Genomic DNA, 20,780 nt, shown 5'->3' with positions numbered 1-20,780 from the left:
GATGGTTAAGGTCATGGCAAGCCTTCCCTTGCCCTTGCCCAGCAGACTTCCGGCCTGCTCCTCTGAAGGAGGCGATCGCCGCGTCAGCAAAGGCTGATTCAACAGTAGGCGTCATCCCTTGGTGATGTGGAGGATGATGATTGAATCTCAGCGACGTCAATATGAACGGGTCAGTGGGGATCCTGTAATGGAACTGCAGGACATTCGCGGTGATCCGAGGGTCTGTGTCAATGTTGATGATGACATGGCCCCAGCCTTGGATCAAGGGTCAGAAGCACCATGGAGTGAAACAGCGGTGGGCCACGGTGACCCCTGGGAACCGATCTTCCAAATCTCTCTTGCTTAAAAAGGGCTATGTAGAAGTGCTGGGGGATCCGCTGCCGCAACTGAGAACTTGGTACAGGTATGATTGGGTTTTCCGTGGGGGCATACCATAATAAAAAATTGACGAGACGCTAGAGTGGGTCAGTCTCAGGGGCAGAAATGTAAGTTGCCCTGGGGCATGTTCTGAATTTTATTATGTAGAAGGTTGATGCGGGTGAGTACCCTCCCCGAGGCCATGAAGCTGTCTTGGGGATGGGAAATCGAAAGATCATTGCGATCGCTCATCATTCAGGCGATTGCCGCTAGAATTCTAAACCTGCAAGCTGGGTAAAATCCAGCAATGCATCCCCCAAGGACTCCACCTCTGCAAACGCTAAATCCTGAACTTGAACCCTTAATCCGTCGGTGAGTTCTGCCAACGTCCGATACAATTGACGGGTAATCCGCGATCGCTCCCCTTGTGCGAACCCAACGTGTTCTGCCTTTGTGATATCCGCCCTCTAAGGGGCAGAGTCGTTGGACGGGTTGCGGGGTTTCTGATACTGCCCATGGGTCATCACAAGTATCACAGCGGGACAGATACTGGAGGAATAGATACTTGGAGGGACAGATATTAAATGCAAGCTCGCCTGGTGTCCTTGCCCCAAATTCGTGTCAGCGACCTTGCCCCAAATTCGTGTCAGCGACGCCGTGGCTATCGACCCTTTGTCTTCCACCCTCTCTGGCGCGATCGCCTCTGGGCTTGGCGGGCTTGCATCGCAGACTTGTTGATGTTGATATTGATGTTGATGTTGAGACCCACTGTGTTCTCCTCCCCCTGTCGCCGGTGGAGAACCTTCGCCCCATCTGGCATCGTCAGCCCGCTCCCTTGCCCGCTGCGTTTCATGGGCGAAGGCGGGCGGAGGACCGGGAAGGGTGCTTCAACAGTCCGAGGGGCAGTCTGGATGAATCCGTTGATGTTTCGGCATTGCTGGCGAATCGCAGTGGAGATTGAGCAATGGCCTTCCCCTTGGTGAAGACGTTAGTTTGGGTCGGACCGCTCAGTTGGCCGGTACTAGCCCTTTATGTGCTGGTCCGCAATCAGGGAATGTGGGGAGGGCTGGCTGCCCTTTATTCTGCGATCCCCATCAGCTTAGTGATTCACACAGTGGCCCCCCTTGCCCTGATCCTTCTGGGCTCTCATCGTCGCCGGCGCCGTCAGCCCCTCGGCACCATGATTGCTTGGGGACTGGTTTACTACGCCTTGGTTCCCTGGGTGCTGTTCGCGCTTTCCATTCTGCTGCAAGGTTTTTCAGGAACCTCTGCGGGGATTGAGATGATCCTTCGCGAAATTAGGTTTCAACTCAATCGATAGGGGCCTGTGGCCCACTGGACAGTCCGCTGAAGTAACGCAGAAGACCGTCCGTTGCCTCGCTACTCACCCCGTCTACCCTCAAAATATTTGGAGTGGGGGGCGATCGCGCCCATCGGCCGGTTTAGATGATCGCCAACGTCCCCTCTAGGGGGTTTTTCTATAGGTTACTCCATCTAAGGCCATTACCCATTCCGCTCCCTGTTGCTGGGGGGGCTGGGTGACCTGAAAGGATTTTTTGATGGGACCCAGGCCAATGGTGAAGGTTTCGCCCTTAAAGGTGACTGCACCTCCCTCCACACTGGAATTAGAGGCTTTAAAGTCTCCTCCTCCATCTAAATAGATATGAATATAGGTGCCATCGGGAGCTTCCCAGCGCCCTGCGTAGGGTTGTTGGGCCTCGGACAGGGGAGTTTTACTAACGCAGCCCCACAGTATTCCAGAAAGCGCTAATCCGAGGATAAGAAGACGCAACCCTTGGGCGAGTGAGTTTTTCATGGTTTTGAGCCGTGGATGCACGTTTTCCCTATAATCAAATAATATTTTGGCTGGAGATTGGATAGTTTGTTATAAATGTCCGAATACCTTTAAATTTTTTAACAACAGGATAGAATCCTGGGGCTTTTATCCCCAGTGAAGCATCATGCTAAAACCAGTGGCGTCGCCAGAAAAACGTGATCATGCCGCTGGCGATCGCCAGCATCACCAGCCACGCTAAGGGATAACCCCAATACCAGTTCAGCTCTGGCATATTCAAGGGAGAAGCCTCCGGATTGAAGTTCATCCCATAGATGCCAGCCACGAAGGTGAGGGGAATAAAAATCGTCGAAATGACCGTCAGGGTTTTCATGACCTCATTCATGCGATTGCTCACCGCAGATAGATAAATATCCATCAAGCTAGCCGTCAGCTCTCGGTAAATTTCGATGGTGTCAATGACCTGGGCAGCGTGGTCGTAGCAATCTCGCAAATACACCTGCACCTCTGACCCTAACAGGGGACTGCCATCTCGGCTCAGCAAAGCCAGCATGTCTCGTTGCGGCCAAATGGATCGCCGCAGGGTTAATAAATCTCGCCGAATTTGATGAATTTGAGCCAGCGTGGCCGGTCCCGGCCCTCGTAACACCTCTAGTTCCAGGCTCTCAATGTCTTCGCTCAGGGCCTCAAGCACCGGAAAGAACCCATCAATAATCGTGTCAATTAGACAATAAGCCAGGTAATCCGCCTGATGATCTCGAATCACACCGCGCCCCTGAATAATGCGATCGCGCACTGACTCAAAGGTGTCAAACTGCGGCTCTTCCTGCACCGTGAGTAAATAATGACGGCCGAGGATAAAGCTAACCTGCTCCATGTGCAGCCTTGAGCGTCGCCTCCTTTGGCTGCGCGTCTGTTCCGGCAGCAAGGTAATCATCTGGGCAACGATGAGTAACTGGTGCGGGGCCTCCTCAACCTTAGGCCGCTGCGGAACATTGGCAATGTCTTCTAGGGTTAAGGCATGGAGCTGAAAAATCTCCCCTAGGGCCGTTAAGGTTTGGGCATGGCCCAGTCCCTGCACATCAATCCAGGACACTGACTGGGTATCTAGATAGCCCCGGATGTCCTGGGGATCACTCAGAAATTTTTGGACGCACCGCTGGGCATTGTAGTCCATGATCTGCAAGCGGGGGGGGAGTGCCTGCTCACGGGCATGGATCATCCCCGGTGGACTTCCAGGCGGATCGTAGTAATATCGGCGCATCAGTTCAACATCGCATCAGCTCAATATCTGTTGAATCCACCCTGGCGATCGCCAGACCCCATAGGCCACTAGCCCCACTGCCCCGGTAATCACGCCTGTCATCCCGTAGGCAATACAAAGCAGCAGGCCGTCGCTTTCCAGCATCGCCACCACAAACAGCAAAATACCGACGGTGGGCACTGGATTGGTAAAGGGCACCGGACTCATGAGGAGTAGGGTCAGCCAAACCATACACAACCCGTTGATGCGGTGAATCCAGGGATGTTCGGCAATGTGTAACCAGCGGGGCTTGGTGCGCTTTTCAAGCAGGCGAGTTAAGCGGTGCAGCTTGCCCAACAGCTGCCGCACCAGCCGTTGAGGGAACTGAAACCGTGCAATCCGTCCCGGCAGTCGAGGGGGACCCTGAACAAAGGAAATTTGCAGACAGAGCAGCAAACAGCCGCTGCCCAGCACCGTGGTTACGCCCGGCGGCATGGGAAACAGAAAGGGTAAGACCAGCAAGCCGATCAGCAGCAGCACGCCATGATCGGAGGTCTCCTGCAAAATCTCGCCTAAACTCAAGGGGCGTTCTGCAAGCTGCTGCAAAAGCAGGTGGATTTCCCGAGAAAACTTACGGGGATGAGGCCCAGTGGGAGGCACGGTCGAGGAGGGGGGATGAGGCTCTAGACTCACCGAACCATCCTCCCGCGCAAAAATACCTTTTCCAACTCAATCCAGATGAACATCAGAGAGCTAACCCCCAAACAGACCCCTAGCTCCACCCATCCCAGTGGCGTGACCCCAAAGAAGGTGCGCAACGCCGGCACATAAAGCAGCAAAAGCTGCAAGGCGGTGGTCATAAAAATTGCCCCCCAGAGATAGGGATTGGTTCGCGGATCCAGCTGATAGGTGAGCTGGTGCTCAGAACGCACGGCAAGGGCATGTCCCATCTGGGCCAGGCAAAGGGTGGTGAATACCATGGTTTTCCAGGTGTCCGGGTCTCCGCCATAGCCAGGGGCATGGGTATAGCCATAGGCCCAGGACATCAGACCAATGGATAAAATGGCCAGGACCAAGCCCACGCGAACCATATACCATCCCAAGCCTCTGGCAAAGATACTTTCGCGCGGGTCACGGGGCGGCTGCCGCATCACATTGCAATCTGCGGGTTCAACCGCGAGGGCGAGGGCCGGCAGTCCATCGGTTACCAGATTCATCCAGAGAATTTGCAGGGGCGAAAGCGGTACCCCTCCTAACCCTAGCAAGGGAGCCGCTGCCACGGTAATAACCTCGCCAATATTACTGCCCAGAATATATTTGACAAAGCGACGAATATTCCCATAGATAACCCGGCCCTCCTCCGTAGCGGCAACGATGGTTGCAAAGTTGTCGTCCAGCAGCACCATGTCGCTGGCCTCTTTACTCACATCGGTGCCCGTAATCCCCATCGCAATCCCAATGTCGGCCTGCTTTAGGGCCGGGGCATCATTGACGCCATCGCCGGTCATTGCCACAAACTCGTGGCGTCGCTGCAAGGCCTGGACGATTTTTAGCTTATGCTCGGGGGCCACGCGGGCGTAGACGTTCACATGCTCAACCTCTCTTTCCAGGGCCTCTGGGGTCAGGGTCTCCAAGTCCTGGCCCCTTAAGACGCGATCGCCCGGCTGGGCAATCCCAATCTCTTGGGCGATGGCCAGGGCCGTGAGCTGGTGGTCGCCAGTAATCATGACCGGGCGAATACCTGCCTGGCGACAGCGCTCCACCGCCAGCTTTGCCTCGGGCCGGGCCGGATCTAAAATACCCACCATGCCCAGCCAGATCAAGTGGGATTCACAGTCGGCCAGCTTTTCTCCGTCTGGAACATGGGATAAAGGACGGTAGGCTACCCCCAAGACCCGCAGCCCCTGGGCAGCCAATTCTTGGTTTTGCTGCAAAAGGCGATCGCGGCATTGGGGCGTTAGCGGGATCAGGTCCCCAGGGCTGCAAATCCTGTCACTACAGGCCAGTATGGCCTCCGGTGATCCCTTTGAGAATAGGACCTGATCCATGGCGAAATCCGACCCCTGGCTGGGGTCGGTGCGGCAAACAACGCTCATTTGCTTGCGTTCTGAGGAGAAGGGAACCTCCGCAATTCGGGTATAGGTGTGGCTCAACGCTGCGGCCTCTAGCCCGGCCTTTTGTCCCAGCACCCGTAAGGCGCCCTCGGTGGGATCTCCTAAAATGGCCCAATGCCCCTGATCGCGTTGGAGGGCGGCGTCATTACAGAGCACTCCGGCAAGCAGAAGTCGACGCGCCACCGGGTCTTGCAGGGGCACTGTGGGTTCTCCGGCGTGTAAAAATTCACCCGTGGGGTCGTAGCCCACCCCCGACACTGCATAGGCTCGGTCCCAGGTGACCAGTTTCTGGGCCACCATTTTGTTTTGGGTCAAGGTTCCCGTTTTATCGGAACAGATGGTGGTGACTGACCCCAGGGTTTCCACTGCCGGTAACCGCCGGATCAGGGCCTGTCGTCGCACCATGCGCTGGGTGCCTAAGGCCAGGGTCACCGTAATCACGGCCGGTAAGCCCTCCGGCACCACCGCCACCGCCATGCTCAAGGACACTTCTAGCAGTTCATCCACCGCCGCAAAGCTACCCGTGCGCAGCACCCCTCCCAGAACGACTAGCGCCACTAGGACCAGCGATCCACTCACCAGGACATTGCCCAACTCCCCCATCCGCTGTTGGAGAGGGGTGGGTTCTGCTTCCACCCCCTGCAGCAGCGCGGCAATTTTTCCAAGTTCTGTGGCCATGCCGGTGGCCACCACCACCGCCCAGCCCCGTCCCTGCACCACCTCAGTTCCCTGATACACCGTATTGACGCGATCGCCCAGGGAAGTTTCCAGGGATAGCTCAGCCGCTGCGTTCTTCACCACCGCTTCGGACTCTCCGGTGAGCGCAGACTCGCGAATCTGTAGGTTGATGGCCTCAAGCAGGCGGGCATCGGCCGGAACGCGCACCCCCGCCTCTAGATAGAGGATGTCGCCAGGAACAAGATATTGAGCTTCCACCTCCTGTTCGCGCCCCTCGCGCAGAACGCGCACCCTAGGCGAAGACATGGACTTGAGCGCTGCCAGGGCCTTTTCTGCCCGGCTCTCCTGCACAAAACCCAGCCAGCCATTGAGGATGACAATGGACATAATTGCGATCGCGTCCTTAGGAAACTGTCGATCCTGCAGATCGAGCACCAAGGAAACCACGGCCACGGCAATCAACATCAGCAGCATGATGTTTTTGAACTGGTCCAACAGCAGTTGCCAGGTTGTGCGGCCCCTCACCTCCTGGAGCATATTCAGGCCAAACTCTGCCTGGCGCTGCTCCACCTGGGCGCTGCCCAGGCCCTGGTGGCGATCGCTGTGATACTGATCCAACACCTGCGACCCCGATAGGGTATAGCTCGGTGCTTGAACGAGAAGAGACGTTGACCCTAAAGCCATCGGTTGCACCCTTGCAATCCTTTTAAAACTAAAGAGGGAAATGTAATAATTGTAGTATTAAAATCAATCGTTCAACACCATTTTTTAGTTCCAAAAGCGCCATGTATTTACCCCCTAGCCCCGTTTCGTAAATTTGTAATGTATCAACCTTTTTTCCCCACCGCGCTAGTGGGTCATCGGGCGGAGCTGGCTGCCATGGTTCAGGCCATTGAGGCCAGACAGAGCTGCCTCGTGACGGGCGTGCCGGGAAGCGGTCGAGACACACTCATCCGCACCGCTGCAGAGAGGACGGGCGTGCGGGTGATTGAAATTGACTGTCTGCGCACCCTTGGCGTGCGCCAGTTGTTGCGTCACCTTGCCGACCGCCTGCTCGCAATGGCCAGTCGTCCCCGAGAACTGGCCTGGATTCAAAATTGGAGCTTTGGCCAACCCCTAACCCTTGAACTGGGGGGCACGGGACAGGCTCGCCTCACCTGGCACATTGCCAACGGAAAGGAATGGACCATTTTTCATCAGCTGCTGGACCTGGCGCAACAATGGGCAGAAGCCATGCAGTTTCAACTGATGATTGTGTTCAAAAATTTTCCCCATTTGCGCACCTGGGATCGCACTGGCACCTGGGAGTCCCATCTCAATCTGTATATTCAGCATGAAAGCTGGATCAATTTTGTGCTGGTTGCCTCCGTTGTCGGCACCTGGGAAGGGGACCCATCCCTGGCCACCATTGAGCTGCCGCCCGTTCCGCCAGAGATTTTGAAACCCTGGGTGATGGAGCAAATGAGTCAGGTTCATCTGCGCTTTGATGCGGAATCGAAGGCCCTGGATCTGTTTCTGGCCTACGTCCAGGGGCACCTGGGCGACACCATCGCCCTGGGGCGACGAGTCTGGACCGATTACCAGGTGTGTCGCACCCCCGAGGATTCGGGATTGCTCCAGGCGCACCATGTTCACCAAAGCATGATTGCCCTGATTCAAGATATTTCCGTAACCTTTGAGTCACTGCTGCTCCAGCTGCCGTTGATCCAGATCCGGGTGTTGGAAAGCCTGTGCCTGGACCCCACCGACAAGCCCCATGCCAAGCAATACATCCAAAAGCATGGACTTTCGCGGGGGGGAAGCCTGCAAGGTGCCCTGACCAGTCTCCAACAAAAGGGACTGATTTATGGGGTGCAGCACCACTATCGGATTGCCTTACCCCTCTTTAATTGCTGGCTGAAGCAGCGCCTGTCCTGGGAGGGCTATAGCCCACCTGAACGAACCTGGAGTTGACCTCCCGGACACCGCCAGTTACAAAAAGCGAATCCAGACGTAAAGGCTGATGGCAACGAGCTGAACGAGGGTGACAGGGATGCTGTAGCGCAGAAACGTTTTGAAGGAGATCCCTTTGCCGTGCTGCTCTGAAATCCCTGCCGCCACGATATTGGACGACGCTCCAAACAAGGTTCCATTGCCCCCCAGCGTGGCTCCGTACATCATGGCGTAAAACAGGGGAAGCACCTCATCGGGAAAACTGCCCTGATAGCTAGGATCGAGCATGGCCTCAGGGACAAAGCCCACGTTTGCAGTATATTCCTTGATCATCGGCACCATCGCCACCACCAGCGGGATATTGGGCACCAGACTGGAGATAATGCCCACCACCCAGATGAGCACCATCGCTCCCAGGGCAATATTCTGCCCCAAGAGCCTGGAAAACAGCCCGGATGCTGCCTGAATGACCCCTGTTTTTTCCAGACCGCCGATCAGGACAAAGACGCTCATGAAAAACAGCAGCGTGGTCCAGTCCACATCTCGCAGTACCTGCTGAATAGTATCAATCTTGCTGTGATGCACAATCCAGAGACATAGGGCGGCCCCCAGCAGGGCAACCGTCGCCGGAGAGAGGGGAATGGGCAGCGACTCCCCCACGCCAAAAAAGATTAACACCGTGGCCGCAACCCCGCCGCCCAGTACGAGCATCCGGGGGTGATTCACCTTGGGATGGGGCAAGTGGGACAGATCGGGAAGATCCTTCTGCCAAATCTTCTTAAACAGTATAGGAATCAGCAGAACGACCGCTAAGATGGCGACAATTCCCCCTAGACTCAGCCGTTGAAGATAGTCCACAAAGCTGATGTTGACGGCATCGCCCACGATGAAAGTGGCGGGATCTCCCACCAGGGTAATTAATCCGGCGCTGTTGGCAATAAACACCATGAGAATCAGCAAGGGCACAAAATTGACCCCTAGTTCCTCGGCCATGGGTGGAATTAACGGTGCCAGCAGCATCACGGTGGTGGCATTGGGCAAAACGGCGCAGATGGGAGCCGTTACGGCCACAATACCCATGAGCAGGCGTTTTCCCTGTCCCTTGGCCAAAATCACCATGCGTGTGGCCAGATAGTCAAAAATCTGCGTGGGCTCAAAGGCTCGGACCATAATCATCACCCCCAAAAATAGGGCCAGGGTGGCATGGCTTTGACCAATGTAGCCCACGGCTTCATCCAGGGTCAGGACGTTAAAGCAGATCAGTGCCAAGGCCCCCATTAGTGCGGCAATGGTGAACTGAACTCGCTCGGTCACAATCAGGGTCATCACTCCGGTAAAGGTGACCAGGGAAAGCATTGCATTCCAGCTCAGCATAGACATCTCCCACAAGAGAACAGGCTATTCCCCAGCGATCGCATCTTCTCCAACTCGGCGCAGCGATCAACCAGCTGTGTCTATTCTAGCACTATTTATTAGTAAAATAAGTGGCAAGCCAGCTCTAACCTGGAGAGGCCCCTTTTTCGTTGGGGGGGAGCCCTTAACGCCGTCGAAATGCCTTGCTAATCATTTTCCGGGAAAAGCGCAGATCGAGATCCTGTGCTCTGGCCCAGTCCTGCAGAAGCCGAAAAAAGAGTTGCCGATCCTGGCTGCGCAGTACGGCCACCTGGTCGGCGGTTTCAATGACGTAGGGATAGCCCCGCCCAATAATCACCTCGGATCGCACGTAGTTCAGCACGGTCTCTAACAGTCCAGCCTCAAAAATCCAGCGGGGTAGCTCCAGGCGAACGGGGCGGCCCTCATGGGTTTTCAGGTAGGTAAATGTGATGTTCTGGGCCTGTTCTTCGTACTGACTGAGAATCCCTTGGGTGCGCGCTGCCCCCTGGCGGTTGCACAGAAACAGCGGCGTGCGATCGCCCCAGGCCATGCGATTTCCGAACAGCTGAGTATCCAGCAGGGTTTGGGCCTCGGCGAGGTCTGCCAGATGGGCCACCATGGTCACCAGGTCCCGTGCATTGGAGGTGTCGATGTAACCCACTAGCGGCACCCGATAGGTTTCGCTGGCCCGCAGCAGCTTCAAGCATTGCTGGGCATAGAAGCGACGACATTCGATGTCCAAGACCTCCGCAAAGGAGGCCACCAGAGACCCATCCACAAAGGTCAAACAGTTGGACTGGTGAGCGTGGGCCTCCATAAATTCCACATGCCGATCCACCTCCATGGCAAACCGCACCATATTCACCTGGCGGTCAGCGGGACGATGGCTTGCGTTTTGCTGCAGCTCAACGGGAGAAACCACATTAACGCGCACATCCTTGCAGTAGCTGGCATCGCCCCGGTGGGGATTTTCAAACCAGCCAATTTGCACCAGGGCCACCGGCAGGGATAGATCCTTGCTGGGAAAGATTTGAGATCCGTCCACCGAAAAGGTCGTCACCCCCGTCAGCTGGTCGCGCACCCAGGCCAGGCTTTCCTCCCGACTCTCCCACTGCAGCTGAGTCGGAATAATCCAGTGGGGAGATCTCTCCTTTCTCTCCAGAGGGCGGGCTCCGGTGCAGGAGATCGGATCCAGGCGGGACTGAAGGCTTTCCATGGGCTGCCGGGACAGTTCCGCAACGGCCTGGCGATAGCGACGCAGCTCTTGGGAGGCATCTCGGTTAAAGAGGGTAAACTCGGCCTGCTTCTCCTGGAGAATTGCCAGAACATCTGAGGGTTTCAGCGGCATAGCCCCTAGCGACGACGCGACTGCAGCTTACGATAAACCTGCTTGAGATCCACCTGGTGGTGCGCCAGGGCCACCAGGGTATGGTAAAGCAGATCGGCCACCTCTGCGGCAATCTCTTCGGGCTGATCATCCTTACAGGCCATGACCACCTCCGCCGCTTCTTCACCAATTTTTTTCAAAATTTTGTTGTCTCCCCCTGCCAGCAGCTTGCAGGTGTAGGAGTCGGCATTGGGGTGAGCTTGGCGATCGCGGATAACCGCAAACACCTGGGAGAGGGTATCGGCTGGGGGAGGCATCACTTGATCCTCCACTTGATGAAAGCAGCTGCGCTCTCCGGTATGGCAGGCAATATCGCCCACCTGCTCCACCCCAATGAGCAAGGCATCGCTATCGCAGTCGTAGCGCAAGGAATGAACGTGCTGCACATGCCCCGATGTTTCGCCCTTGGGCCAGAGGGCCTGGCGCGACCGACTCCAAAACCAGGTGCGCCCAGTCTCCAGGGTTTTGTGTAAGGACTCCCGATTCATCCAGGCCATCATGAGCACGGTGCCATCCAAGTAGTCCTGGACAATGGCAGGCACCAGACCTTGGTCGTTGTAGCGAATCTTATCCATGGGGATAGCGTGGGAAAAGGGAGACGTTGACATGGTGGCAGTAGGGAAAGGGGAAAGACGGGTCCGCAGCGGACATGAACAGTCCGTAAACAGGACAGTCCTCGAACCATATCATCCTTGAACAATGACAGTTCTCGAACAATACCGTTGAACCATACCTGAGTCTAATCCCTGATGGTCCGCAGAGGCACCCCCAGATCCCCTTCCCTCAGAATCTCTGGGACTGTTCCCTTGGGTGGGATCTGTCCCAAAGATCCTAAGGGGCAAACTCCAGTCCCTGCAGAAAAGGTCTAGCTATGTCATTAAATCATGACATCAGGCCCGATCCTCTCAATCCTTTGCCATGCGTTTAGGGTGCAGGAGTTTAGGCCGGAGATTTAAATATTTTTTTCGAAAAGATAAAAGAGGTCGCTGTTTTTTGGGTCAAAATCGGCTAGTCTGCGACAGTGCGTTTTCAATTCGCGAGACTTAGAGGACATCGATTCAATCTAGGGTGTGCGGTCAGGTTATCTGAGGGTGTGTTGTCAAGATGGCCTGAGCCTTGATGAATCCAAGTCATCGCTCTAACACTAACTATTGCGGGTATAAGGTATGAAATTGATTCCCCATGTTTTGCAATGGAGTCCGGTGCTGATTTTGGGACTGTCTGTGGGCTTGGTGTCTCCAGCCCAGGCGGACTCGATGATGAAGGGATCCACGCCCAGTTCTCCCACCTCAGCCGAGGCGCCAGGATCTGAGGCCCTACCGGTTCCGCCGGTTCCAGCCCTCGCGGAACCTGAGATGCCCAAGGCCAGTGATTTGGCCCCCGAGTCGGACGTTGTCCCGGCCGCGTCGGAGGAGGGGATCGACACCGCCGCTGATCCGGTGACCCCAGTGGAGGATCTGACAGAGGCGGATCCTCCCACGGCTGAGACCCCGTCTGCTGCAGAGGCGGACGCTGCCTCCAAAACCCTGGTGGAGTTAGCCAGCTCTGCTGAGGAGTTCTCTACCCTCGTGCAGGCCATTGAGGCCGCTGGCCTGACGGAAACCCTCTCCGGTGAAGGTGCCTTCACCGTGTTTGCGCCCACCAATGCCGCCTTTGAGGCCCTCCCTCCTGGTGTATTAGAGGCGCTCCTGCAGCCAGACAATAAGTCGCTGCTGGTGAAGGTGCTCACCTACCACGTTCTGCCGCAGAAGCTGATGGCTGCGGACCTTGCCTCGGGTGAGGTGGAAACCGTGGCGGGTACACCCGCCACAGTCACCGTGGAACCTGAAGCGGTGAAGATTGATGATGCTACCGTTGAGCAGGCCGATGTGGAGGCCAGCAACGGTGTCATCCATGCCATTGATAAGGTGCTGGTGCCGGCAGGACTACAATAGCCTGGCTAGTTCCTGATCACGACCTGAACCCTCGCGATCTAAATAGCCGGGTTAGTTTCTGATCACGACCTGAATATCCAAGCCCGTCCCAGTTTTCAACTCTCGCCTGAAGGGACGGGCGTTTTCTTTCCCTGAGTTTGCCGGGAAGGAGGCTAGTACACTTGGGGAATAGAAACTCTGGGGTAGACACAGACTGCGTTGAGAATGGGACGTCGGGGTCAAGCTTATTTTCAATTTCAGCAGTTTCTCATCGCTCAAGATCGCTGCGCCATGAAGGTGGGAACCGATGGGATGTTGCTGGGGGCCTGGACCTCTATTCCTCCTCAGGCCAGGGTTTTAGACATTGGCACCGGCACCGGGCTTGTGGCATTAATGCTGGCCCAGCGATCGCCCCAGGCCCAGATTGATGCTCTGGAGGTGGACCTTAAGGCCTGTGAGCAGGCGCGTGAAAATGTGGCCTGTTCGCCCTGGATCCATCGCATTCAGGTTCACCACCAGTCTCTGCAAGCCTGGATCCGGAGAGCAAGGGTTCCGCCTTCTCGGGCGGCGCATCGGCCCCCATACACCCTAATCGTGGCAAATCCGCCCTACTTTCCAAGATCCTCTTCCTCCACCTTAAATCCCAGAACCCAGGCCCGACAGCAAACGAGCCTCTCTCTGGAGGTGTTATTTCAGGGCGTGGCCGCCTGCCTCCACCCTCAGGGACAATTTTCCATGATCTATCCCTTTCAAGACCACGTTGCCGCCTTGGCCCAGGCCCAGGTCCTGGGGCTCCACTGCACTCGCCTGTGGCAAGTCAAACCCCGCCCCCAGTTGCCGCCGAAGCGGAGCCTGCTGGAATTTTCCTGGCGGTTCAGGGTGCCAGAGAGGGCAGAAATTTCCCTGGAGCACAGTCGCCATTGCTACACCGCCGACTATGCCGCCCTCCTGCGTCCCTTTTTGCTTCGCTATGCTAAGGCCTCAAAATCTGCACTGGTTCCGGCTGAAATTGATGCTGGTCATCTAAAACCCAGCTCTGGCAGTCTTGCACCTGACCGTGATCCATCCCCATAATCACGTAGGAATAGTCGGACCAGGCCCACTGGCGATCGCACTCCGAGGGCTGGGCCGGACCCTGGGGATGGGAATGATACACCCCCAGAATGGACCACTGGCGATCGCGTGCTTGCTTTTGTGTGGCAATGATAAAGGCCGGATCGATCCAGTATCGCTCCCGTGGCGTTTTGTGAAGGTCTACGCCCTCCCCGGCCGCCTGGGCCTGCTCCCAGGCATTGATGGCAGGACAGATCTGGGTCACCTGCTTAGCTGCCCTCGGGCCATCGGTTGATTGCCCTGCGGGGAGGCCCAACATGAGACCGCAGCATTCTAGGGGATATTGCGCTTGAGCGTGGTCCTGCATCTGGCGCAGGAGAATGGTTGAAATACAGATCACGAAAGGGCAGCACAGAGAAACGGGACCGTGTGTCATTCTATGGCGTTACGGGGCATCTTTCCCTAGGGGAAAAGCGGAGCGAGTCGAGCCTCAATGCCCCGATGGCCGTGGCAACTCCCTGTCTCGACCATTCCTTGACCATAGACTACATTAGAGTTATTCCTAATTCATGGAAAGGAGACCTCAATGAACCTTTCAATAAGACGGTCCCACTTACTTCCGCTCCTATTATCCAGCAGTCTATGCCTGGGAATTAGCGGATTCACCGCCGCCACCTCCCTGGCTGAACCCCTTTCCCCTGCCGGTCCACTCCCCAGCGCCTCCGACGAATCGCCTGTCCTCCCCAATCCAGCGGTGGCCCCGGAGAGTGCCCCGGATTCTGCCCCCACCCAATCCGTCATCAAGCCCCTGCCGCCCCTTCCCGACTCTCCCAATGCGCGTCAGTCTGCTCCTGCTTCGGGGTCGAGTCTGCTGGAAATCTTGTCAAAGCTCCCCATAGAGGACATCTTGTCCAATCCTCAGGTGACAAAATTCATCGAGAAAAACCCGCAAATCTTAAGGTTCATCACTGAAAACCCGCAGCTCCTTGAGCTGGTTCTGAAGAACTTCAATACCCTTCCCTTCTAGAAGCGTGAAGGTTTCTCTCCCATGCAGGCCCCGGATCCCTGGGAGACAGGGGGGTGCCAGCTTGCCTTCGCGATGAGCGTGGGGGCTTGTGTCACCGTCGGACCACCAGCATCTCATTCCCGCCGCGCTGCAGTTCGTAGGGAACTCGCTGCACTGAAACCCAATAGCCCTGATGGGTGAGATCCCGCAGGAGCGGATCTAGATGGGGCGATCGCTTCAGCATGAGGGTCAACAGCGGAAAGATGCGAATCTCTGGGCTCACGCGCAGCATTTCGTAGATGGAGGCGCGGTGAAACTCGTAATCCACCTGGGCAGAATACAAAAATAAAAAGTGAGAGCAGAGCGCCAGATCAAAGGCATCCTTGGCAAACTCCAGTTTGGGTAAGGCTCCACTCCGATAGCGTCCGGCTTGCTTCCCAAGGTCGTAGTCTGCCAGAAACCGGGCCAGGGCCGTTTCCCGATTTCGTCGCAGATCCGCCGGTGATCGGTGGTAGGACCACACCCAATCCTGGGGTGTTGCTGCGACTTGATCGAGAATGTCGTCCACCACTGCATCAAAGCGCTGCTGAATTTGGGCTGCGCTAAAGTCGTAGATGGGGTCAATGGAGCAAACGGACTTACCCAGTTGGGTCGCTTCCGCGTTAAAGCTAGCAGGACCGTCACCAACGCCAAGAATGCGCCGATTCAGGTCCGCCTCACTCAAGTTAAAAATTTGTATGTATTCATCAAGCGTTCTCCCGAAGGGAACCACTCTGTCTAAACGCATTGCCATTTGCTTGCTCTTTGCTGACTCTTTGAGTTTGGGGGTTCAGGTCGGAAGTCTTCTGAGGAAGCGTTCTGAAGAAAGTGCTTTAAGGACGTGTTTTCAGGAAAGCGTTCTGAATCCAGCCGCTTGATCCTAAGCATCCTCTGGATTTAGATGAATCATCTTCCAGGTGACGAAGGTGCCAACCGGGCTCCAGATCAGGTAGGGCATCAGCAATCCCAAGGCTGCCCCTGAAACGGGGGCCACCCCCAGGGCGGTCACAACTCCCACCAGAAAACCGGCTGCGCCAATCCAGACTCCGACCCAGAGGCTGCGCATTTTTCCCATGCCGCTGTTGTAGCCCATAATGAGCACCTCCAGTAGGGCGTACAGCCCCATCAACCCTGCGTTCTGGCTCGCTTCCCAAACCAGGTAGGCAGACCAGACGCCACAGATTAAAATCACGGTCCAGATCACTGGAATAATGGGTTCAAAGCTCAGCCAGCGGGGGCGCTTGAGGCGAAAAAACCAGCGCCGATCCGCCGCCGACTGGCGATTCACTAGGCCAAAAATGGCAATTGCAACCCCTGCGATCGCAAGCCAAGAGGGGATTTGCATGACTCCACTACTCCATCCAAAACGGGTCAGGGCCTTAGCGGCTAAGGGCGGACAATTCCCTGACGATGTGTTTTCAGGGTAACAGTCCCGTCCCAGAAAACAAGGGGGCAATGTTGGCCCTTTTCATCCCTGGGGGCCTATGTCCCCAAGTTTTATCCGGGTAGATTTCTCGGGGCCACAGAAGTTTGTCATCATGGAAGCTAACCCCTGACGCAAGTCCGGGGGCCTTCGCCCACGCACAACCGTCAGGAGCCTTGTGTTAGCCCAGAACCCTCGCGCTTCCAACGCCGGGTTAGACCCGATCCTCTGACGGGCTGAGCGATAAAAGCAGCCTTCGAAATCCCCTGTATAGAAATCTTCCAGTATAAAAATCCTCCAGTATAGAAATCTCCCAGCTCAGACCTATGGATTGTCCCATTCACCTCAGCGTCACCCAGCCAGCCCCAGTTCCCCCCGGCCAAGGGCTGGTCCGATTCCCTGTTCTTCTCTGTTCCTGGGGCCAAGGGAGGAAGCCAAGGGGATCAAACCGATGAGGGGGGGGTGCCCATGAGCGTCGATCAGATCCCTCCAGTTTGGGTAAAGCCGTTGCAATCCATCCTGCCCCGCCCTGTGCGGACCTGGATGTCTGGTCGTTTAGGACAACTTTGGCTGCTGGCGGTTACGGTATTGGCCTACAGCGTCCTGGAAATGGCCATTGCCAACTCTCTTTTCCTCACCCACGTGGGGGCCTATCAGCTGCCTCTGGTGTTTATCTGCATCGGTTTGGGATCGCTTCCGGCCTATACCTTTTTTTCCCAGGTGGTGGACCGCTACAGTCGCCCTCAGCTGTTTCGGATCATGCTGGGGGTGGCCATTGGAGTTTCCCTGGGGCTGCGCGGGTTCATTGCCCTCGATATCCCTGGCATCTATTACCTGCTGATGATTCTGCTGTTTTTTCAGTGGGATTTCCACAACACCCTACTCTACTCCAGCCTGCTGACCGACTATTTCACGGCTACGGAATACAAGCAGCTTGCTCCCCTGATTGGGATAGGGCAAGCCGTCGGCATGTTGCTGGGGGGCAGCATAACCCTCGGCCTTTCTCGGATCATTCCCACCGCCAATCTCCTGTTCGTGGTCCCCATCTTGCTGGGGCTGGCCATGGTTCAGCTCTTCATTTTGGAAAAAACCCACACCCAAGTGGTTGCCGCTCCCTCTAGCCCAAGGATCAAGATTGGCCTCCTGGAAAATCTACATACCTTTCCAGGGCTGGTGCGCCAGTATCCGCTCATGCTGTTTCTGGCGGCCAGCAGTTTTTTGCTGGTGATTATCTACCTGACCAGTGAATATCTCTGGTTTAGCGTCTACGAGCAGCATTTCACCAGCGATCAACTGACCCAGTTTTTAGGCTTGATTCGCATCATTGTCAGCCTCACTCAAGTTGTGGTGCTTTACTGCTTCACTCGCCCCCTCTTGCAGCGCTTCGGGGTGGCCAAGGTCAATATCATCTATCCCCTCACAACCTTGGTCAGCTTGGGCGCTTTTCTGGTTAATATCAACCTGTTTACCGGGGTAACGTTGCACCTGAATGGAGATGCTCTATTTAAGAGCATCAACCTGCCGATTCATCAGCTTAACTATAATGCTGTCCCCAAGGATTACATTGGCCGCATTCGCACCCTGAGTGACGGCATTTTCTATGCCCTGGGGCTGATTCTGGTGGGTGCCTTTCTGGGGATTGCTCGCAATCAGTTTAATCTGGGCCAGGTGGCCTGGATTGCTGCAGGGCTGACGCTGCTCCTGGGGCTGGTGAGATTTCCCATGGGCCGATTCTATGGCCAGGGGCTTGAGAAAATGATTCGCCTGGATGCGGTGGATTTGGAGGCGCTGCCCCAGGGAAGCATCATGGACACCGATCAAAGCATTGCCCTGGCTCATGATCTGCTTCAACAGCCGGATCTCTCTACCCAGATGCAGGGCCTTGATTTGGCGCTGCGTTTGAGGGATCCCTTAGAGTTTTTGCCAGACATTCAACAGCTCACCCATCCTGACCACCCCGGTCTTCGGCAAAAAGTCTTAGCGCTCCTGAGCCGTTTGGGCGAGGTTCAGGATCACTGTGCCCTGCTGCAAATCCTGGACACCGGCCTGAGTCACCATCGGGTCATTGCCCTGGAAGCCCTGATTGTCCAGGGTTATCCCTTTGCGCAAGCGCAGCTTTGGACCTTGCTCCGGGATGACCTTCAGGAACTTCGTGCCCTGGCAGCGGTGGCCATTTTGCTCCAGCCGGATCTGCCTGAGGCTCTCACCGCCCAGGCAGAGGCGCTGTTGGGCGCGCCCGTGGGCGATCGCGGCGGGCAGGCTATTTTGCGGGTGGCGGCCCTGTGCGCTCCGCCCCGCTTAAACGGCGTGGTTCAAAATCTGCTGGGGCAGCAAGCCCTTCTCACTCAGGAGGGGTTAGAGGTCCTTGATGAGCTTTTGCCCCGCTGTGACCCCTCGCGGCTGACCCTCGCAGACCCCTATCTGGACCATGCCCAACCGGGTGTTCGCCAGGCCGCGCTGCGGCTCATCGGCAAGGCCACCCTCCCGGCGGCGCTCCCGCGTTTGGAGCATGGACTTCAAGATGCGAGTGCCCAGGTGCGATCGACGATCATCCCGCTGATTGCTCAGTATCCCCAGGCTGGGTTACAGGTTGGAGAACGCGCTCTGCGGGCCAAAGACCCCCAGTTGGTGAATGCCGGAGTGGAAATTCTCGGTCAGCTGCGCACCCCCCAGGCCCAGGAGCGACTTTACCGGTTTCTAACCCAAGACTTTGAACTGCTGGCCCAGACCCAGACCTGGCAGCGCGAAATTCCCCGCAGTGATCCCCTCTGGCAGCCCCTTGATGTTGCCATTCAGGATTTTCAGCAGCAGGTCATCGAGCAGGTCTTGCGAATTTTGTCCCACCTGGGTCACGCTAGAACTCTGACCGCCGTTAACCGAATCTTGCAAGACCAGGGGAATCAGAATCGGTCCAATGCCGTGGAGGTCTTAGCCTCCCTATCAGATCGCCGCTTTGTGCGACCGCTGTTGCCGATCCTGGAAGCCTTGCCGCACCCCAATCCCAGGACCCCTTCTCCTTCGCTACCCTGGCTGAAGGAACGGGGTCTTCAAATCCTGCTAGAGGCTCTTGCGGTTAAGGACCGCTGGATTAAGATTGCCGCGATTGTGGCCCTTTCGAGTCTGGCCCAGCTGGTCTACCAGGACGCCGATCCTGTGGTGCGCCAGGTTACTCATCAGGTTTTTCAATCTCACCCGACGCTGCCCCCCTTCATGAACCGCATTCTTTTACTGAAGCAGGTTGTGCTTTTCCAAAATCTCACCCTCGATGAACTGCAGCTGATTAGCGAAGCCATGGAGGCCGAACAGTTTGCGGCGGGACAAACGATTTACACCGAGGACAGTTGGGGCACCCATTTTTATTGCATTGAGGCCGGAAAGGTTCAGCTGTGTAAAACGGTGCAAGGTCAGGTTCATCAGCTCAAGCAGCGCTCCCTTGGAGACTACTTTGGCGAAATTTCTCTCCTGGACGATGCCCCCCACTGGGACAGTGCGATCGCCCTGGAAGAGAGCCGCATTCTGAAACTAGAAAAGCAAAAGTTTAAAAGTCTCATGCTGCAGCGCCCCCATATCAGCCTGGAGATCTGTCGGTTTTTGAGCCAGCGCCTCCGAGAGTACGACCAGGTGTTGCAGGCCCAGCAGGCTTGGGGCTGAGCTGGTGGGCACAGGGCTTTTCGCTTAACACGCTCAACCCAGCCAGGGAGAATTCGAACCAGCGGGTGACCCTAGGGCAGTGGCCTGATCCGGGAGAGTAAGTCCTTCACCGCTGAAAGGTCGACTTCGCAATCGCAGCTGGCACTGACCTGAAGAAGCTTGACTTCCCTGGGCCAGGCACCCAAAAATGCCGCGCTATAGCCTACGGGGGTAAAGGTCAAATACCCCGATAGCCCATTGGGATGATTATGTTCTATGGCTTGTCCAAGGGGAATTTTTTTGCCAGCTGCATTGAACTGATAGCCCACGGATGCAATGGCCTGTTCTTCCAAGGTTTTGGTGGAGTCGCGGGGAACGCGGGCAATGGTTTCCGAGTAAAGACCGCCCCCGCCTTGGCCCCCTTGGACAATACATTGAATTCTGGCAAAGTCAGCGGGATGCAAAAGAGTGACGGCCCCATTCTGGCGCAGCATGGCCCGATAGTTCTGGGGAATATCCACCTCCACCCCCAACGATCTCAGCTTCACGGTGCGCAGAGTTTGACTGGCGGGTTCAGAGGCGCCTTCCAGGACAGCACAATTTTGAGGCTGGGCCGCCTGTCCCGGCCAGGAGAGACTCATCCATCCCCAGAGACCGCTAATGCTGAGCCATCGAATAAGGCGAGGGCAAGAGGAATGGAGCATAGAGCAACGGTGAGCCAATTGAAGCAGCAAGGTGAGAAGGTGATTTCCACTAGCTTCTATTATGGGTGAACGATGGTTTAACGTGAGAAGAGTGCACCGTCCTTCCCTGCGATCGCGCCTTTGCCCCATGTC

Annotated in this window: 20 protein-coding genes; 8 read left to right on the top strand and 12 right to left on the bottom strand. The window is 56.3% G+C overall.

From position 1 onward, the window contains the following. The first annotated feature begins 133 nt into the window (after positions 1-133). Positions 134-346: a hypothetical protein gene (locus QQ91_RS09010; protein WP_236096130.1), complete on the top strand. Its 213-nt coding sequence runs from the start codon at positions 134-136 to the stop codon at positions 344-346. Positions 347-626: 280 nt separating this feature from the next. On the opposite strand, the gene QQ91_RS09005 is transcribed toward QQ91_RS09010, so the two are convergent. Continuing rightward, positions 627-815 carry a DUF4351 domain-containing protein gene (locus tag QQ91_RS09005; RefSeq protein WP_284707165.1) on the bottom strand — a complete coding sequence of 63 codons (189 nt, stop codon included), beginning with the start codon at positions 813-815 and terminating at the stop codon, positions 627-629. Positions 816-1,000: 185 nt separating this feature from the next. Between QQ91_RS09005 and QQ91_RS09000 the strand changes: the two genes are divergently transcribed. Beyond that, the gene (locus QQ91_RS09000) at positions 1,001-1,318 is read left to right on the top strand and encodes a hypothetical protein (RefSeq protein ID WP_166281707.1); all 318 of its coding nucleotides are present in this window, start codon (positions 1,001-1,003) and stop codon (positions 1,316-1,318) included. A 3-nt stretch (positions 1,319-1,321) separates the two neighbouring features. Next, on the top strand, positions 1,322-1,678 hold the full coding sequence (locus QQ91_RS08995) for a hypothetical protein (RefSeq protein WP_166281705.1): 357 nt from the start codon (positions 1,322-1,324) through the stop codon (positions 1,676-1,678). Positions 1,679-1,822: 144 nt separating this feature from the next. Here the strand turns inward: QQ91_RS08995 and QQ91_RS08990 are convergent, their stop codons facing one another. The 4 genes from QQ91_RS08990 to QQ91_RS08975 form a co-directional block, all read right to left on the bottom strand. Beyond that, positions 1,823-2,173, bottom strand: a complete 351-nt coding sequence (locus QQ91_RS08990; protein WP_166281703.1) for a hypothetical protein — start codon at positions 2,171-2,173, stop codon at positions 1,823-1,825. 148 nt (positions 2,174-2,321) lie between these two features. After that, positions 2,322-3,416 (bottom strand): magnesium/cobalt transporter CorA, encoded by a 1,095-nt coding sequence (corA, locus tag QQ91_RS08985; RefSeq protein ID WP_166281701.1) that lies wholly within the window; start codon positions 3,414-3,416, stop codon positions 2,322-2,324. 15 nt (positions 3,417-3,431) lie between these two features. Beyond that, positions 3,432-4,088 (bottom strand): exopolysaccharide biosynthesis protein, encoded by a 657-nt coding sequence (locus tag QQ91_RS08980; protein WP_250833308.1) that lies wholly within the window; start codon positions 4,086-4,088, stop codon positions 3,432-3,434. Further along, positions 4,085-6,871 carry a cation-translocating P-type ATPase gene (locus QQ91_RS08975; RefSeq protein ID WP_166281699.1) on the bottom strand — a complete coding sequence of 929 codons (2,787 nt, stop codon included), beginning with the start codon at positions 6,869-6,871 and terminating at the stop codon, positions 4,085-4,087. Before QQ91_RS08975 ends, QQ91_RS08980 begins: the two co-directional genes overlap by 4 nt. 138 nt (positions 6,872-7,009) lie before the next feature. On the opposite strand from QQ91_RS08975, the gene QQ91_RS08970 reads away from it, so the two are divergent. Further along, the gene (locus QQ91_RS08970; RefSeq protein WP_166281697.1) at positions 7,010-8,140 is read left to right on the top strand and encodes a P-loop NTPase family protein; all 1,131 of its coding nucleotides are present in this window, start codon (positions 7,010-7,012) and stop codon (positions 8,138-8,140) included. Positions 8,141-8,158: 18 nt separating this feature from the next. On the opposite strand, the gene QQ91_RS08965 is transcribed toward QQ91_RS08970, so the two are convergent. From QQ91_RS08965 to hisIE, 3 genes are all read right to left on the bottom strand, one after another. Further along, complete coding sequence (locus QQ91_RS08965; RefSeq protein ID WP_166281695.1) at positions 8,159-9,493, bottom strand: ArsB/NhaD family transporter; 1,335 nt, start codon at positions 9,491-9,493, stop codon at positions 8,159-8,161. Between the two features lie 163 nt (positions 9,494-9,656). Next, entirely contained in the window at positions 9,657-10,841 is a 1,185-nt protein-coding gene (locus QQ91_RS08960; protein ID WP_166281693.1) for a DNA double-strand break repair nuclease NurA, read from the bottom strand. A 5-nt stretch (positions 10,842-10,846) separates the two neighbouring features. Continuing rightward, positions 10,847-11,488: a bifunctional phosphoribosyl-AMP cyclohydrolase/phosphoribosyl-ATP diphosphatase HisIE gene (gene hisIE, locus QQ91_RS08955; protein WP_166281691.1), complete on the bottom strand. Its 642-nt coding sequence runs from the start codon at positions 11,486-11,488 to the stop codon at positions 10,847-10,849. A 558-nt stretch (positions 11,489-12,046) separates the two neighbouring features. Between hisIE and QQ91_RS08950 the strand changes: the two genes are divergently transcribed. Together QQ91_RS08950 and QQ91_RS08945 are read left to right on the top strand one after the other, a co-directional pair. After that, on the top strand, positions 12,047-12,814 hold the full coding sequence (locus QQ91_RS08950) for a fasciclin domain-containing protein (RefSeq protein WP_236096129.1): 768 nt from the start codon (positions 12,047-12,049) through the stop codon (positions 12,812-12,814). Positions 12,815-13,018: 204 nt separating this feature from the next. Beyond that, entirely contained in the window at positions 13,019-13,867 is an 849-nt protein-coding gene (locus QQ91_RS08945; protein ID WP_166281689.1) for a tRNA1(Val) (adenine(37)-N6)-methyltransferase, read from the top strand. Here the strand turns inward: QQ91_RS08945 and QQ91_RS08940 are convergent. Beyond that, positions 13,767-14,246, bottom strand: coding sequence for a M67 family metallopeptidase (locus tag QQ91_RS08940; RefSeq protein WP_166281687.1), 480 nt, complete (start codon positions 14,244-14,246; stop codon positions 13,767-13,769). The genes QQ91_RS08945 and QQ91_RS08940 overlap by 101 nt on opposite strands. Before the next feature lie 186 nt (positions 14,247-14,432). Here QQ91_RS08940 and QQ91_RS08935 point away from each other — a divergent pair, with 186 nt between their 5' ends. Next, a complete protein-coding gene (locus QQ91_RS08935) occupies positions 14,433-14,873 on the top strand; it encodes a hypothetical protein (protein ID WP_166281685.1) in 441 nt (146 codons plus the stop codon). A gap of 91 nt (positions 14,874-14,964) precedes the next feature. Here QQ91_RS08935 and QQ91_RS08930 read toward each other — a convergent pair whose 3' ends face one another. Both QQ91_RS08930 and QQ91_RS08925 read right to left on the bottom strand, forming a co-directional pair. Continuing rightward, the gene (locus tag QQ91_RS08930) at positions 14,965-15,639 is read right to left on the bottom strand and encodes an SAM-dependent methyltransferase (protein ID WP_250833307.1); all 675 of its coding nucleotides are present in this window, start codon (positions 15,637-15,639) and stop codon (positions 14,965-14,967) included. A 132-nt stretch (positions 15,640-15,771) separates the two neighbouring features. Next, complete coding sequence (locus QQ91_RS08925) at positions 15,772-16,236, bottom strand: TspO/MBR family protein (RefSeq protein WP_166281681.1); 465 nt, start codon at positions 16,234-16,236, stop codon at positions 15,772-15,774. A 621-nt stretch (positions 16,237-16,857) separates the two neighbouring features. Here QQ91_RS08925 and QQ91_RS08920 point away from each other — a divergent pair. Continuing rightward, positions 16,858-19,965: a cyclic nucleotide-binding domain-containing protein gene (locus QQ91_RS08920; RefSeq protein ID WP_201277389.1), complete on the top strand. Its 3,108-nt coding sequence runs from the start codon at positions 16,858-16,860 to the stop codon at positions 19,963-19,965. A gap of 71 nt (positions 19,966-20,036) precedes the next feature. Here the strand turns inward: QQ91_RS08920 and QQ91_RS08915 are convergent, their stop codons facing one another. After that, positions 20,037-20,585 carry a hypothetical protein gene (locus tag QQ91_RS08915; protein ID WP_166281677.1) on the bottom strand — a complete coding sequence of 183 codons (549 nt, stop codon included), beginning with the start codon at positions 20,583-20,585 and terminating at the stop codon, positions 20,037-20,039. Positions 20,586-20,780: the final 195 nt, after the last annotated feature.

The sequence above is a fragment of the Lyngbya confervoides BDU141951 genome, assembly GCF_000817775.3.
In the GTDB taxonomy this organism is placed as follows: Bacteria; Cyanobacteriota; Cyanobacteriia; order Thermosynechococcales; family Thermosynechococcaceae; genus Lyngbya; species Lyngbya confervoides.
Note: the sequence above shows the minus strand (reverse complement) of the source record. Positions and strands in the feature narration are given on the sequence as shown.